Source organism: Kribbella soli (assembly GCF_004331345.1).
Classification (GTDB): Bacteria; Actinomycetota; Actinomycetes; order Propionibacteriales; family Kribbellaceae; genus Kribbella; species Kribbella soli.
Map to the genome: position 1 here is coordinate 254,984 of NZ_SJJZ01000001.1, position 14,097 is coordinate 269,080.

General features: G+C 67.1%; 12 protein-coding genes and 2 tRNA genes. 5 read left to right on the forward strand and 9 right to left on the reverse strand.

Annotated elements, in window-relative coordinates:
- Positions 1–199 precede the first annotated feature (199 nt).
- From E0H45_RS01265 to E0H45_RS01275, 3 genes are all read right to left on the reverse strand, one after another.
- A complete protein-coding gene (locus tag E0H45_RS01265; RefSeq protein WP_131334423.1) occupies positions 200–1,582 on the reverse strand; it encodes an MFS transporter in 1,383 nt (460 codons plus the stop codon).
- 294 nt (positions 1,583–1,876) lie between these two features.
- A tRNA-OTHER gene (locus tag E0H45_RS01270) sits at positions 1,877–1,958 on the reverse strand.
- 257 nt (positions 1,959–2,215) lie between these two features.
- On the reverse strand, positions 2,216–3,103 hold the full coding sequence (locus E0H45_RS01275) for an aldo/keto reductase (protein ID WP_131334424.1): 888 nt from the start codon (positions 3,101–3,103) through the stop codon (positions 2,216–2,218).
- Between the two features lie 543 nt (positions 3,104–3,646).
- Here E0H45_RS01275 and E0H45_RS01280 point away from each other — a divergent pair.
- The gene (locus E0H45_RS01280; RefSeq protein WP_165546327.1) at positions 3,647–4,249 is read left to right on the forward strand and encodes a site-specific integrase; all 603 of its coding nucleotides are present in this window, start codon (positions 3,647–3,649) and stop codon (positions 4,247–4,249) included.
- A 118-nt stretch (positions 4,250–4,367) separates the two neighbouring features.
- Here E0H45_RS01280 and E0H45_RS01285 read toward each other — a convergent pair.
- Positions 4,368–4,441: transfer RNA gene (locus E0H45_RS01285), tRNA-Met, on the reverse strand.
- Between the two features lie 115 nt (positions 4,442–4,556).
- On the opposite strand from E0H45_RS01285, the gene E0H45_RS01290 reads away from it, so the two are divergent.
- On the forward strand, positions 4,557–5,522 hold the full coding sequence (locus tag E0H45_RS01290) for a GNAT family N-acetyltransferase (protein ID WP_131334426.1): 966 nt from the start codon (positions 4,557–4,559) through the stop codon (positions 5,520–5,522).
- Between the two features lie 119 nt (positions 5,523–5,641).
- Positions 5,642–6,226 (forward strand): hypothetical protein, encoded by a 585-nt coding sequence (locus E0H45_RS01295; protein WP_131334427.1) that lies wholly within the window; start codon positions 5,642–5,644, stop codon positions 6,224–6,226.
- Between the two features lie 98 nt (positions 6,227–6,324).
- On the opposite strand, the gene E0H45_RS01300 is transcribed toward E0H45_RS01295, so the two are convergent.
- From E0H45_RS01300 to E0H45_RS01320, 5 genes are read right to left on the reverse strand one after another with little or no spacing between them, the layout of a single operon-like run.
- Positions 6,325–9,315, reverse strand: coding sequence for a UPF0182 family membrane protein (locus E0H45_RS01300; RefSeq protein ID WP_131334428.1), 2,991 nt, complete (start codon positions 9,313–9,315; stop codon positions 6,325–6,327).
- Positions 9,312–9,929: a PPA1309 family protein gene (locus E0H45_RS01305; RefSeq protein ID WP_202872166.1), complete on the reverse strand. Its 618-nt coding sequence runs from the start codon at positions 9,927–9,929 to the stop codon at positions 9,312–9,314. Before E0H45_RS01305 ends, E0H45_RS01300 begins: the two co-directional genes overlap by 4 nt.
- A gap of 43 nt (positions 9,930–9,972) precedes the next feature.
- Positions 9,973–11,010 (reverse strand): YlbL family protein, encoded by a 1,038-nt coding sequence (locus E0H45_RS01310; protein WP_131334429.1) that lies wholly within the window; start codon positions 11,008–11,010, stop codon positions 9,973–9,975.
- Positions 11,007–11,279: a hypothetical protein gene (locus E0H45_RS01315; RefSeq protein ID WP_238154735.1), complete on the reverse strand. Its 273-nt coding sequence runs from the start codon at positions 11,277–11,279 to the stop codon at positions 11,007–11,009. The genes E0H45_RS01310 and E0H45_RS01315 overlap by 4 nt, the downstream gene beginning before the upstream one ends.
- A 30-nt stretch (positions 11,280–11,309) precedes the next feature.
- Complete coding sequence (locus E0H45_RS01320) at positions 11,310–11,735, reverse strand: molybdenum cofactor biosynthesis protein MoaE (RefSeq protein ID WP_131334430.1); 426 nt, start codon at positions 11,733–11,735, stop codon at positions 11,310–11,312.
- Positions 11,736–12,042: 307 nt separating this feature from the next.
- Here E0H45_RS01320 and E0H45_RS01325 point away from each other — a divergent pair, with 307 nt between their 5' ends.
- Both E0H45_RS01325 and E0H45_RS01330 read left to right on the forward strand, forming a co-directional pair.
- Entirely contained in the window at positions 12,043–13,353 is a 1,311-nt protein-coding gene (locus E0H45_RS01325; protein WP_131334431.1) for a zinc-dependent metalloprotease, read from the forward strand.
- Between the two features lie 81 nt (positions 13,354–13,434).
- Positions 13,435–13,950, forward strand: coding sequence for an NUDIX hydrolase (locus E0H45_RS01330; RefSeq protein ID WP_238154736.1), 516 nt, complete (start codon positions 13,435–13,437; stop codon positions 13,948–13,950).
- The last annotated feature ends 147 nt before the right edge of the window (positions 13,951–14,097 follow it).

Genomic DNA, 14,097 nt, shown 5'->3' on the forward strand with positions numbered 1-14,097 from the left:
CGGATCGTGCACAGCGGGTCGACGGACTCCTTTCTCGCGCACACCCCGTCTGGCGTCTCCCCAGGACGCGCCGCGGAGGCGGCGTACAGCGCGCTGCTGGAAGGGACGGTCGCGGTCAGCGGCTAGGCGTGTGCGTCAAACCGTCGCCGGACAATCGACCTGCCGAGACCGCGTGGAAACAGCTGAAGGTTGCTGCTGGTCAGTCTCGGGGTTGGGTTCGGGTGCTGTTGATGGCTGCGAGCAGGAGGAGGGCGGCGGCAGAGGCGAGGCTGATCCGCATGCCGGTGAGGAAGGTATCGGGATTGGCGATGAGGGCTCCGAAGACGGCGATGGCAACTGCTCCGCCGACCTGCCGGAAGGTGTTGAACACAGCGCTGGCGGTTCCGGCTCGTTCGGCTGAAACGCCTTCAAGGACGACTCCTGTGATCGAGGGCATGGCCAGCGAGCCGCCTGCGCCGATCGGGATGACGCACAGCGCGGTGATGACCGGCGACTCCAACGATGCGGTGAGCAACAACGCCAGGAGGCCACCGGTCATGCACAGCAAGCCGACCACGACAGGCACCCGGGCTCCGAATCTGTTGGTGACCGGTCCGCTGGCAAGGTTCCCGGCAATTGCGAAGAAGGCTGACGGCAGAAACGCCAGTCCGGCATGGAGCGGGGTCAGCTCGAGGTGTTGCTGGAGGAACAGGCTGACGACAAATACGTTGCCGTAGTTCCCGACCATGAACGCGAACCCCACGGGCAAGGCCAGTCGGAACCCGCGGGCGTGGAACAACTGCAATGGCATCATCGGATGCTGACCACGGGCTTGGACGAACACAAAGGCGGCGAGCGTGATCGCAGCCGTTCCGAGGGCGATGATCACGGGAGGACCCGTGAAGCCGCGGTGACCGCCTTCGATCAGGCCGAAGACCAGTGTGGCCAGGGCGATGACGGCGAGGAGTTGGCCTGCCCAGTCGAAACGGGACGGCCGAGTAGGCGAGGTCGCCACTGCGACCAGGAAGGCGACCATGCCGGCGCAGACAGGCAGGTTGATTGTGAAGACCCAACGCCAGTCGAGCGTGGTCAGCAGCCCCCCGAGAGGCTGCCCGACCAGCCCGGCGACGGCACCGCCGACCGCCCATACGCCGAGCGCGCTGGCCCGTCTACGGGGATCGGGGAACGCTTCGCGCACCAGCGCCATTGATGCGGGCAACATGATGGCCGCGGCAGCGCCCTGGGCGCACCGGGCGGCGATCAGCGATCCGATGGTGGGCGCGGCCGCACACGCGGCTGAGGCGAGACCGAACCCGACTATGCCTGCCGCGAGAGCTTTCTTCGCGCCGATGCGGTCCGAGAGGTTCCCGGCGTACAGCAGCAGGGCCGCGAACAGCAGGGTGTAGCCGTCGATGGTCCATTGCTGGCCGGTCGTTCCGCCGCCGAGTTCGACTCTGATCCGGGCGAGTGCGACGTTGACGATCGAGATATCCAAGGTGATCAGGAAGAATCCCAGCGACGCGATCGCGATGACGATCCGCGCGTGCGGGGCGTCGGGGATGGCTGACGCAGTCGCAGGTGTCAGGTCCTGTGGCGGCGGCATCTCGGTCTCGTTCGGATGGCTCGGTATTCCGCCGGGATCAGGCAAAGCGCTCCTTCTTGCGTGTTGTAGCCGTGCGCACCGATCCCTCCAGGTGGATCGGATGGCCTGCAAGAAGTCTGTCAGGGCCGTTCGGGATGAGTCAGGTACCAGGAGTACCCCCCACGACGACGACCAATGGCCGCCTTGGAGTCAGTACCTCCCACGCGGCGAGCTGTACGAACCGGGCACAAACCTGCAGGTCAGACCCTACGAACAAAGCGAAGGCCCGGACCTGTTGGTCCGGGCCTTCTTCCGTAGCGGGGGCAGGATTTGAACCTGCGACCTCTGGGTTATGAGTAGGAAAGAACACGTCTCAGCCGGTCTCGACGATCCCGCTCCGACCAGTGCTGCACGCTCACCGAGTGTCCGATTCGTCTCATCCGACCCCATCCGAACTCCGCCGTCCCTAACGTCCTGGGTACGGTTCTGGGTACAAAGTTCGCCCCTCCCGCTGGCGCTGGAACGCCTCGATCTCACCCTCCGACAGCGGCGTCAGAACCGACGAGTGCGCCCACCGACCGGGATCTAGCTGTACCCGGCCATCAGGTTGGTAGCAGCTAGGAGCTCGGCACGGCTGGCCATGGAGGCGTCCAGCTAGCCGAGGCTGGCGAGCTCGTCTGGGGAGAGCCGGATGGCGCCGGCCGCGATGTTCTCCTCGAGGTGGGATGGGTTGCCGGTGCCGGGAATGGCCAGGACATTGGGGCCTTGGTGGAGTGTCCAGGCCAGGCGGATCTGCTGTGGTGAGGCGCCGTGCTGTGCGGCGACTTTCTCCACGGCTCCTGAGTGGTCGGGCGCCGTGCCGGTCTCCCGCTGCGCACCGGCGATCGCGAAGAACGGCACGTAGGCGATGTCGCGCTCCGCGCACCGCCGGATCAGCTCGTCCTCCTCGCGGCGTAGGTCGATCGCGTAGCTGTTCTGTACGCACGTCACCGGTGCGATAGCCAGGGCCTCGTCGAGGTGGTCGGTCCGCACGTTCGAGATCCCGAGCTGGCGGATCAGCCCGGCGCCGCGCAGGTCCGCGAGCGCGCCGAACCGCTCCACGATCGAGTCCGCGCCCGGCTTCTTCATGATCCGCAGGTTCACCACGTCCAGGCAGTCGACCCCAAGCTGTCGCAGGTTCGTCTCAACCTGAGCACGCAGCTCGGCCGCGGTCGCCGCGTGGTGGAAACCGCGCTCGGGATCCTCACCCGGTCCGACCTTGGTGGTGATGACGAGACCGTCCGGGTACGGTGCGAGTGCCTCGCGGATCAACTCGTTGGCATATCGGACCTCGCCCTCGCCGACACCGAGCGTCCCACCCGGCGACCGGTAGAACGCGGCCGTGTCGATGTGGTTCACGCCGAGCTCGACCGCCCGGCGCAGCACCTGGATCGCGACCGAGCGATCGGAATTCGGCGTGATCCGCATGGCGCCGAAGCCCATCCGGTGAACGACGACGTCGCCGAGCGCCCAGTCCCCGGCGGCGGTTGCTGTGATGTTCATTCCTCAATTGCTCCTTTTATCGTCCGGAGATGAATTCCGGAAGGTCAGTGACGGATCGGCTGCGCGCGCCGGCAGGTAGTCGACGTCACTCAGGTATGGCTTGAGGCAAGCACCGAGTCACTCGATGCGCGGGGATCGGAAGATCGTCAGCAGCATGCGTGGCTCGAAGGCCATCCCAGCGGGATGCGGGTCGATTTCGACCGACCGCTGACTGAGCCGATGCTGTGGTTGCCTGAGGCGGCTGGCACGGTCACAGCCGGCCGCCGTGTTCGAGTAGCTCAGCGGACCCGTCGAGCCGATCGATATGAAGGTCCGCTAACACGCGCAAAGGCTGGGTCCCGGTTCACCCGGGGATCCCAGCCCTGACCTCCTGGCCACCCGCAGGTGGGAGGCAAGCCCTGTCTACAAAGGTAATTATCTCACGTACTACGGGTCAGTACAGCCAGCCCTGACTCCCGCATTGGTGGCGGCGGTCTCCGACCTCTGTTTCGAGCGGCTGCGACGGGGGCCGGAGCCGATCGCGGCCGAGACCGGGGTGCCGAATTGGCCGGTGTTGAGCGCCGGGGCGTCGACCTGGAGAACGGCGAACTGATGATCGAGGACACACGAGTTGTCGTCGCCGGGCGAGCGCAGGCATCCGATGGCAAGTCGGAGGCCAGTCAGCGAGAGATATCGCTCGACGCGTTCACTGTCCGCCATCTGAAGAGGTTCATCGACCAGATGAACCAAGAGCGAAAGGACTTCGGAAGGAGCTATCCGGACCACGACTACCTGATGGCGGGGCCGGAGGGCCGACCGTTGCACCCCGACACGATCACCGCGCGGTTCAACCGCATGGTCGACCGGGCAGGCGTACCGCGCATCCGCCTGCACGACGTCCGCCACACCTACGCCACGCTGGTCCAAGACGCAGGGAACAACATCAAGACGCTCAGCGAGCGGATAGGCCATGCAGACGTGACCGTGACGGGGAAGATCTACGCCCACAGGTCGCGGGGTACTGATCGAGTCATGGCCGACGCCATGGGCGCGATGATCGAGCGTCTCGCGGCCGACAACGAGGCCTCCGAGACGGCCGTGGAAGCGAGGTTGGGTAATGATCTGGGTAACGACGGCACCGAACCGGACCGCGATCCGCCCGAGTGAGCAACAGAGTACGACCCAACCTCACCATGTTCGGTAGATCACAGCGAGGACAAACGCGCAGGTCAGACCTCTGAAGTAAAGACGAAGGCCCGGACCTGTTGGTCCGGGCCTTCTTCCGTAGCGGGGGCAGGATTTGAACCTGCGACCTCTGGGTTATGAGCCCAGCGAGCTACCGAGCTGCTCCACCCCGCGTCGTTGTGTCTTTAGTTTAGAGGATCCGGGCCGAGCAACCAAATCGGTTCCCGGCGTGGCCGGGGACCAGCGAAAACCCGTGTCTGCCGAGGGTGCGGCGGCGTACCGTCCGAGTATGTCCCGACACGTCATTCGCCCGTTCGAGGAGGCGGATCTACCGGCTGCGGCCGGCCTGCTCGCCGAGCGGCATCAGGAGCATCGCAAGCGTCACCCGTTGCTTCCCGCTGACTACGAGGACGAGCAGCTCGCGCTGGTCGAGGTGACGGCTGCCTGGGAGACCGAGGGCGCGTCCGGCGCTGTCATGGTCGAAGGCGGCGAGATCACCGGTTATCTGCTGGCCGCTCCGAAGCAGTCCCCGGTCTGGGGTCCGAACATCTGGGTCGAGGCCGCCGGTCACGCCGTACGTGAGCCAGAACACATTCGCGACCTGTACGGCGCCGCCGCAGCGAAGTGGGTCGACGACGGCCGCATCGCGCAGTACGTGCTGGTGCCTGACGACCCCGCGCTGATCGACGCGTGGTTCCGCCTCGCGTTCGGTTCGCAGCATGCGCACGCCGTCCGCGCTGTGCCTGACTCTCCCCTCCTGCCGCCACCGGATCTCGTCGTACGACGTGCCGTGCGTGCGGACATCCCTGTACTCGCGGAGCTCGATCTCGAACTGCCCCGGCATCAGCGGTTGTCGCCGGTGTTCTCGTCCGGGGAGCTGCCGACTCTCGAGGAAGCGGTGGCGGACTGGGAGGAGTCGATCGACGACCTCGACTACGCGACCTTCGTTGCCTCGTACAACGGGGAGGTCATCGGCTCGTCGATCGGCTGCTCGCTGGACAAGTCGAGTGCGCACAATGGGCTCGCGAAACCGGACAACGCGGGGTTCCTCGGGTTCGCGGCGGTCCTGCCGTCGGCTCGCGGGCTCGGGGCCGGGCGCGCGCTGGGCGAGGCCGTGCTGCAGTGGTCGGCGCAGACCGGGTACACGTCGGTCGTGACCGACTGGCGGGTGACGAACCTGCTGTCGTCGCGAGCCTGGCCGCGGCTCGGGTTCCAGCAGACGTTCCACCGGCTGCACCGGCTGATCGGGCACTGACCGCGAGGTTGTCCACAGATCCGAACTCGTCGGTTCAGGCGAGGGACGATCGCTGCACCTTCTTGGTCACGAAGGGCGTCTCGCAGCAGGCGGGGCGCCGCCGTTTCCAGGAGGCAGCCATGTCGCGTTCATCGCTTCGTTCCCGAGCCGTGCCGTCCGCCCGCCGTATCGTGACCGGGAGCGCGGTCTTCCTGGCCGCACTGGGGCTCTCGGCGACAGTTCCTGCCTCAGCAGCAGAGTTCACGCCGTCGTCGACGTACTCCGCGGCACATCCATCGACCGAGCAAAGGGCTGGCACCTTGGACGGCTTCGTGATCGAGAACCTTCCCGACGGCCTCGGCACGCCGAGCGACTTCGAGTACGAGTGGGAGGACGTGTCCTTCCACAGCCGGGTCTGGGAGACCGGGCCGGATTCGGAGGGAGCGTTCAAGGTCGACCTGACCGTGAAGACCCTCCGTGGCGAGAAACTCACCGATCTCGAAGCCGTGAAGGACTTCCTCGTCGAGTACGAGGAGAAGGAGCCAGGCGACTGGCAGCTCGAGCCGGTCAAGGTCGGCGGGTACGACGCTCTGTTCGCCGGCAACGAGGTGTTCTACTTCATCGAGCCCGGCGTCGCGGCCGAGGTCACGATCGATCACGATCGCTTCACCGACGAGGACGTTCTCGATACCGCGGCCGGGTTCCACCCGGAGCCGACGACCTGATGCCGTAGGCAACCACCCCGGCGAAACGAACGGCGAAACCAACGGGGCGGCGACGCCGACTGATGTCGGTGTCGCCGCCCCGGGAACCACCTTGCGACTCAGCCTGTCGGTGAGGTCGGTGGGCTCGTCGGTGTCGTCGAGCCCGGTGGGTTCGACGGATTCGCGGACGGCGACGCCGATGGTGTCGTGGTCGGCGTCTCCGCTGCACCGGCAGCGGCACGGTCGAGCGCGGCCTTCATCTGGTTGAGGTTCGTCTGGTAGCCCGCAAGGTCGCCGTTCTTGAGGGCTGTCTGTGCCCGGGTCCATGCGGCCTGTGCGTCGGCGATGGCCTGCTTGACCGTCTGGTTCGGCTGCTGTGTCGTAGGCGGCTTCTCGGTTCCTGGAGGCAGCTCACCGGTGTCGACGCTGGTTTTGAAGACCTTGGTGAGGGCTTCCTGCAGCGTCCCGCCGTAGGCGACGCTGTCGCCGAAGGACACCAGGACGTACCGCAGTACGGGATAACTACCCTGCCCGCTGGTGCGCACCGAGTAGACCGGCTGGACGTAGAGCAGACCACCGCCGAGCGGCAACGTCAGCAAGTTGCCGTACTGCGCTCTTGCTCCGCTGTTCGGCTGGTTGATCGGCAGCAACGCCTGTCTGATGCCTTCGTCAGTCTGGAACTTGTTGTAGACCTGCCCCGGACCAGGTATCTGCAGGTTCCCCGGCAATCGCAGGACCCGGAACTTGCCGTAGTCCGGCGAGGTGGCCTCGGCATCGACGGCCACGAACGCAGTCAGGTTCTCCCGTTCGCCGTTCGGCACGTACACCGACGTCAGCGAGAACTTCGGCTCGGTCTGATCGGGCATCCGCAATGAGAGATAGAAGGGAGGCTGGCTGATATGCGTCGCCGAGTCACCACCGGAGGAGACCGCGGTCGGGTCGTCCGGAACCCGCCACAGGTCGCTGTTCTGGTACCAAGTGCCGGCGTCCTGGACGTGGTACTTCGCGAGCAGGTCGCGCTGCACCTTGAACATGTCCTCCGGGTAGCGCAGGTGCGACATCAGGTCCGGCGAGATGTCAGAGCGCGGCTTGACCGTGCCTGGGAACGCCTTCATCCAGGTCTTCAGCACCGGGTCCTTGTCGTCCCAGGCGTACAGCTCGACCGAGCCGTCGTAGGCGTTGACGACCGCCTTGACCGAGTTGCGGATGTAGTTGATCTTCTCGCTCGGTTGCTGAGCGATCGTCCCGCGGCCGGTCGTGGTGTCCCTGGTGCTGACGTCGAGGTCGACCTTCTCGGAGTACGGGTAGTTGTCCGAGGTGGTGTAGCCGTCGACGATCCAGACCACCTGGCCGTCGACGATCGCCGGGTACGGGTCACCGTCCGGCGTCAGCCACGGTGCCGCCTTCTCGACCCGCTCGCGCGGAGTGCGGTCGTAGAGGATCTTCGATTCCGGGTTCACCCGGCTGGACAGCAGGAGGTTCGCATCCCGGAATTTTGTTGCATACAGCAACCGGTTGCCGAACGAGCCGATCGGGACGCCGCCCTTGCCTTCATAGGTGTTCAGCGTCGGGTCGCCGCCGGTCTTTCCTTCCGGCGTGTCGAGCTCGACCTTCTGGCCGCCCTCAGGGGCGCCGACGATCGAGTAGTCCGGCGACTGCTCACCGAAGTAGATCCGCGGCTCGTACTCGCCGAGATCGCCGGTCGGTGGCAGGTCCTTCTCGGTCCACACCGGAGTACCGCCCTGCGACTGGTTCCCGTTTGCGGCGACGACTCCGTAGCCGTGGGTGTAGACGGTGTGGTCGTTGTTCCAGTTGCGCTGACCGGCCGGCAGCCGGTCGACCTGGACCTCGCGGACCGCGATGACCGTGTCGTTGACCTTGCCCTTGATCTTGTACCGGTCGACGTCGAGATCCGTCGGGAACGAGTAAAAGCCACGGACCTGCTGGAGTTGCTCGAAGGTCGGTCCGATCACGGTCGGGTCGATCAGCCGGATACCCGGCAGGACCTCGGCATCCGCCGTCAGGTCCTCCGGCTTCGCCGTGCTCTTCGCCTTGTATTCGGTGACGTCGGTGTCCTCGAGCCCGTACGCCTGGCGCGTGGCATCGATGTTCTTCTTGATGTACGGCGCTTCCTTCACCGGCTCGCTCGGTCGCACCCGCAACTGCTGGAGCGCGGCCGGCCAGAGCGCACCGAGGAGGATCGCCGACAGGATCAGCACGACCGTGCCCACGCCGGGAAGCAGCCAGGTCCGGCGGACCACGTTGGCGAAGAACAGGACAGCACACAGGACCGCTATGACGGCCAGGATCTCCTTGCTCGGCAGGATGGCGTTGTCGCCGGTATAGGAGACACCGGTGAAGAGCTTGGCGTCCGAGGTCGTGAGACCGAAGCGGTCCAGCCAGTAGCTGAAGGCCTTGAGCAGGACGAGCAGACCGAGCAGCACCGAGAACTGCACCTGCGCCGCGCCGGAGGCCTTCTGGCCCTTGGCGGACGGGCGGAAGCCGCCGTACAGGTAGTGGGTGATGATCGCGGCGACCAGCGACAGCAGGACGATCGAGTAGCCGAAGCCGAGCAGCACGCGCAGCCAAGGGTAGTCGAAGACGAAGAACGCGATGTCCTTGTTGAAGTGCTTGTCGGTGACGCCGAACGGGGTCCGGTTCCGCCAGGCCAGGAAGACCTTCCACTCCCCCGACGCTGCCGAGCCGCCGAAGACCAGCATCAGGGTCGCGACGACACCGACCGCGATCTTCCCGTGCTGCTGCAGCAGATCGCCGTACCGCTCGAAGCCGGGGCTGGGCGACGGGGCGAGTGCCACCCGAGGCCGGGTGCGGAAGGCGACGATGACGTTCGCGACGACCGCGGCCGCCATCAGAAGACCGACGATCACGAACAGCAGTACGCGGGTGCCGAGCACGGTGCTGAACACCGAGCCGAGGTCGACCGATCGGTACCAGAGCCGCTGGGTCCAGACGTCGGTGAAGACGCTGAAGAGGATGAGCAGGACGATCAGCGTGGCGATCGTCGGCAGCAGAGCGCGGGGGCGTCCGCCTGTTCGCCGGGTCCTGCGGGCCGGCGGCTCTTCCGGCATGTCATAGACGCCGTCGCTCATGGTCGGTTCTCCTCGTCGTCGCTCATGCCGTCGACCCCAGGACCCTGGCCGGACCGGATGCCGGCCGAAGGTTCGAATGTCAAAGACAGTACTTCGCACAGCGTGGGGACCAAGTCGACACCGGTGAGCACTGCACCGTCCTCGTCGTGGGCACGCAACCGGACGGCTCCGAACCGGGTGCCTTCCCGGAGCACCGCCGCGACCATCCGGACCTCGTGCCGGCGCGGATCGCTACCGGCCAGCCGGGCCAGTTCGGCGTCCGACTCGACGCTGGACAGGCCGGACTCGGCCGCCGCCGGCAACACGATCCGCTCGATCGCCAAAGCGCATCCGGCGACGCCCTCCGGCCATTCGATCCGGCCCAGCGTGTCGGCGAGGCGATCGTCCTCGACACCGCCGGGAAGCTCGCCCTGGGCGACCGGGGTCAGCGGCTGCGACGCGTCCTCGGCGCCGAGTTCGGCGGCAAGGTTGGGTTCGGCGCGGAGCAGGTCCGCCGTCGGAACCAGCGCGAACAACTGCGCGGGCTGGTCCCAGCCCGCGCTGCTCACGTGCTTCTCGATCTCGACCACCGCGCGGCTGAGCGCGTCCGGTGGCAGCGTGCCTACGGAATCCATGCCGGCAGATCTTCCCTTCGGCTCACCGGTTCGTACCTATCGTTCATTGGCTGCACGACGGGACATCTCCCTTGCCGTCGGCGAGCGCCTGCAGGGCGCTGATGGCGTCGGTCAGCGTGCTGATCTTCACCAATTGGATGCCGTTCACGTCCGCGTGCAGTGCGGCCGCGCAGTTCGGCGCCGGGACCAGGAACACCGTCGCGCCGTCATTCCTGGCGCCGGCGATCTTCTGCTGGATACCGCCGATCGCGCCGACCTGGCCGAGCGCGTCGATCGTGCCGGTTCCGGCGACGTGCTTCCCGTTCAGCAGGGCGCCCGGGGTCAGCTTGTCGTAGATGGCCAGGGCGAACGCGGTGCCCGCACTGGGACCACCGATGTCCTGCCCGAGGTTGACCGTCACCTTCACCTGCGAGTCGACGCCGATCGTGATCCCCACCATCGGCCGGGTCTCGTCACCGGGCGTCGCGGCGGTCTTCACTTGGACGGTCTGCTCGGCGGTGCCGCGGCGGATCAGGAAGACGACGTTCTCGCCGACCTTGTGCTTGCGGACGAACTCGCCGACCTGCGGGACCTGCGTCACCGTCTGACCGTCGACGGCCAGCACGATGTCGCCGGCCTTCAACTTGCCCTGCGCCGGCGAGTTGTCCGCGACCGTCGAGACCTTCGTGTGGAACGGGACCTTCGCCGCCTGCAGCGCGGCCGCGACCGCGCTGTCCTGCGAGCCGGTCATCTCCGCGGTGTTCTGCTGCTCGACCTCGTCGGCACTCTGGTCCGGCGGATAGATGATTTCGCGCGGGAACAGGTCGTGGTGCGGGTCGAGCCAGTTCCGCATCGCCTGCGGCAGGGTCAGCTGCCGGTCCGGCGAGGTCACGGACACAGTCGTCAGGTCGAGCTGGCCCGTGGTCGGGAACGTGTCGTGGCCGGTGATCTCGACGACCGGCTTGTTCTTCGTCGATCCCAGAGTGTCCTTGACCGGCCCGGGGCTGAACGAGACGAACGGCACCGGGAACGCGGTGACCAGCCCCAGCGAGACGACAAGCACAACGATCGAGGTGACCAATGTGGCGGTACGACGTGTCACGAACCCTGCCCTGCGATCTTGGAGCCGGAGCTACGGACCTCGGAAGAGACCGGCTGATGGTTACGACGACCCAGGCCACGGCGACGTTCCGGAGTGGCCCGTGGGCCTGGCGCGGCGAGCGCGGCGTTGAAGCGGCGGAAGTCTTCGACCGAGGCGAAGGCACCGCCGGACCGGCGGCGCTCACGGCTGCGCCAACCGCGCCATGCGGCCCAGCACATCGCCAGCAGCGTGGCGATCAGCGGGAACGCCAGCCACGCCAAAACCTTCATCCGGCCACCTTCATGCGCCCAGCGTACGTGTCAGTGAGCGCCGACCCACTCGCTGCCACCGTCGGTGAAGCGCTGGTGTTTCCAAATCGGGACCTCCGCCTTGAGGTCGTCGATCAACTGCCGGCAGGCGGTGAACGCCACATCCCGGTGCGACGCCGCCACCGCCACGATCACGGCGGCGTCCCCGATCACCAGGTCCCCGGTCCGGTGGACGGCGGCCAGCGCGGTCACCGCGGGGTCGTCGCAGATACGCTGCGCAACCTTTCGCAGGTGCTCCAGCGCGTCCGGGTGCGCCTCGTAGCTCAAGCGATCGACCGGCTTCTCCTGGTCGTGGTTGCGCACAGTGCCGATAAAAAGCGCGGTTCCGCCCGCCGTCGGGTCCGCGACAGCCGCCAGCACCTCGTCACTGGACAACGCACTGTCGCGAATGTCCAGCAGTCTGATCGCGTCGCTCATCCGTTCCTCATTCCGGCCAGGTCTCCACGCTCACACCACACCATTGCATCCCCCGCATCGCAATTCTCCCTCCCGCCCTCCATTTCCAGGACATCCCCTCCCTTTCCGCGTCCCGGAGTACGGGGCTGCGGTGCGTGGTGCGGCGTGCACCGGGAGAGACTGTTGCCTTCCTCACCTACCTGCCGCGCCGGGTTCGGGGCTCTGCCGGCGGCGAACAGGGACGGTTGTGCGTTCACCGAGCGAGGAACTGATGGACGGAACCAGTACGTTGGAGTTGTACGCCCCACCCGCACAGGAAGGCCCTCCGATGAGCGACGAACCGGACAACCCGGACAACCCGTTCAAGGGAACGCCGTTCGAGGCCATGTTCCAGCAGTTCTCCGGTGCGGCCGGCGCGGGCGGCACCCCGGACCTGAACGCGATCTTCGCGCAGGTCCAGCAGATGCTGAGCGGGTCGACCGACGGCAAGCCGGTGAACTGGGACCTGGCCAAGGACATTGCCCGCAAGACCGTCTCCACCGCCGGAGACCGCTCGATGACGTCCGCCGACAGCGATCGCGTCGCCGACGCGGTCCGCCTCGCCGAGCACTGGCTGGACGACGCGACCACCCTGCCCGAGGTGTCCGCGACCTCCGCGGCCTGGAGCCGTGCCGAGTGGGTCGAGAACACGCTCCCGGTCTGGCAGACGATCGTCGATCCGGTCGCGGAGCACGTCGCGGGTGCGATGGGCAACGCGCTGCCCGCCGAGGCGCAGCAGTTCGCCGGTCCGATGGCGGGGATGCTGCGGCAGCTGGGCGGTTCCGTCTTCGGAGCGCAAGTCGGTCAGGGTCTCGGGGAACTCGCCGGCGAGGTCGTCAGCTCGTCCGACATCGGGCTTCCGCTGGGTCCGACCGGCCAGGCGATCCTGCTGCCGGACAACGTGGCGAAGTTCGCCGACGGCCTCGGGCTGACCGACGAGGACGTCAGGTTGTACCTCGCGCTGCGTGAGGTCGCGCACCAGCGGCTGTACGCCGGGGTGCCGTGGCTGCGCCAGCACCTGCTGGCCGCGGTCGCCGACTACGCGGCCGGGATCGAGGTCGACACCGGCAAGATCGAGCGGGCGATGGCCGACATCGACCCGCAGAACCCCGAAGCCATGCAGGAAGCGCTCGCCGGCGGCCTGTTCGAGCCCGAGGACTCGGAGCAGCAGAAGGCGGCGCTCGTCCGGCTCGAGACCACGCTGGCCCTGGTCGAGGGCTGGGTCGACGACGTCGTCCGGCAGGCCACCAAGGACCGGATGCCCGCTGGGGTGCAGCTCGCCGAGACGGTACGGCGTCGCCGCGCCGCCGGTGGTCCGGCCGAGCAGACGTTCGCGACCCTCGTCGGTCTCCAACTGCGGCCGCGCCGCCTGCGTGACGCCGCGAACCTGTGGGCCGCCGTCCGTGACGCCCGCGGTGTCGACGGCCGGGACAACCTCTGGTCCCACCCGGACCTGATGCCGAGCACCAGCGACCTGGACGACCCGATCGGCTTCGCTCAGCACGCCGGCGAACTCTCGGACATCGACATCAGCGACTTCCTCAACGAAGAAACGTCAGAGAAGCCCCAGGACGACGACGGAGACAGCCCCACCAAGTAGTGGTTGTAGGACCCCGGCTGGGAGCGTTCGGGTGGGGGTGGGGAGACTTGCGGAATGCTTCATGGGGATGCGGTTGAGGTTTTGGAGGGGTGGCGTGCGCCCGACGCGGAGCAGGAGGAGTTGCGGGCGCACTACCTGCGGCACCTGGCGACGCATCCGGACGGGATGTGGCGCAGTTGCCGGCCGGAGCATGTGACGGCCAGCGCTCTGGTTGTCGATGGCACGGGTCAGAACACCTTGCTGACGTTGCACAAGACAGTCGGCCGATGGCTCCAACTCGGCGGCCATTGCGAGCCCGGCGACACCACACTCAGCGGCGCTGCCCTACGGGAAGCGGCTGAGGAGTCCGGGCTCCCGGGTCTGACGGTGAGCCGCGAACCGCTCCAGCTCTCCCGCCATCTGCTCCACGCCGGCGGGTGCGCTGGTGCGTACCACCTCGACGTGCAGTTCCTGGTCACCGCGACAACCACGGAGTACGTCGTCAGCGACGAGTCGGACGACCTCGCGTGGTTCCCGCTGAACGCCCTGCCGGCCGACACCGACACCAGCGTCCAAGCCCTCGCAACCCGAGCCCACCAGCAAATCTTCCAGCCCTGACGTCACCCGGCTGAACCGTGCAACTCGGCCGCCCACACCACCGACGCGGCTGTGGGGCGCGCCGGGGCGAGCGGAAGGGCACAGGCTTGTGGGCCGGCTCGAATCAGCCGGCCCACCTCCCCACAGCAGGGCACTCCCCACCTCAGC

Coding starts and splice junctions, on each gene's coding strand:
- E0H45_RS01265 (WP_131334423.1), bottom strand. CDS start 1,582: ATGCCGCCGCCACAGGACCTGACACCTGCGACTGCGTCAGCCATCCCC.
- E0H45_RS01275 (WP_131334424.1), bottom strand. CDS start 3,103: ATGAACATCACAGCAACCGCCGCCGGGGACTGGGCGCTCGGCGACGTC.
- E0H45_RS01290 (WP_131334426.1), top strand. CDS start 4,557: ATGTCCCGACACGTCATTCGCCCGTTCGAGGAGGCGGATCTACCGGCT.
- E0H45_RS01295 (WP_131334427.1), top strand. CDS start 5,642: ATGTCGCGTTCATCGCTTCGTTCCCGAGCCGTGCCGTCCGCCCGCCGT.
- E0H45_RS01300 (WP_131334428.1), bottom strand. CDS start 9,315: ATGAGCGACGGCGTCTATGACATGCCGGAAGAGCCGCCGGCCCGCAGG.
- E0H45_RS01305 (WP_202872166.1), bottom strand. CDS start 9,929: ATGGATTCCGTAGGCACGCTGCCACCGGACGCGCTCAGCCGCGCGGTG.
- E0H45_RS01315 (WP_238154735.1), bottom strand. CDS start 11,279: ATGAAGGTTTTGGCGTGGCTGGCGTTCCCGCTGATCGCCACGCTGCTG.
- E0H45_RS01320 (WP_131334430.1), bottom strand. CDS start 11,735: ATGAGCGACGCGATCAGACTGCTGGACATTCGCGACAGTGCGTTGTCC.
- E0H45_RS01325 (WP_131334431.1), top strand. CDS start 12,043: ATGAGCGACGAACCGGACAACCCGGACAACCCGTTCAAGGGAACGCCG.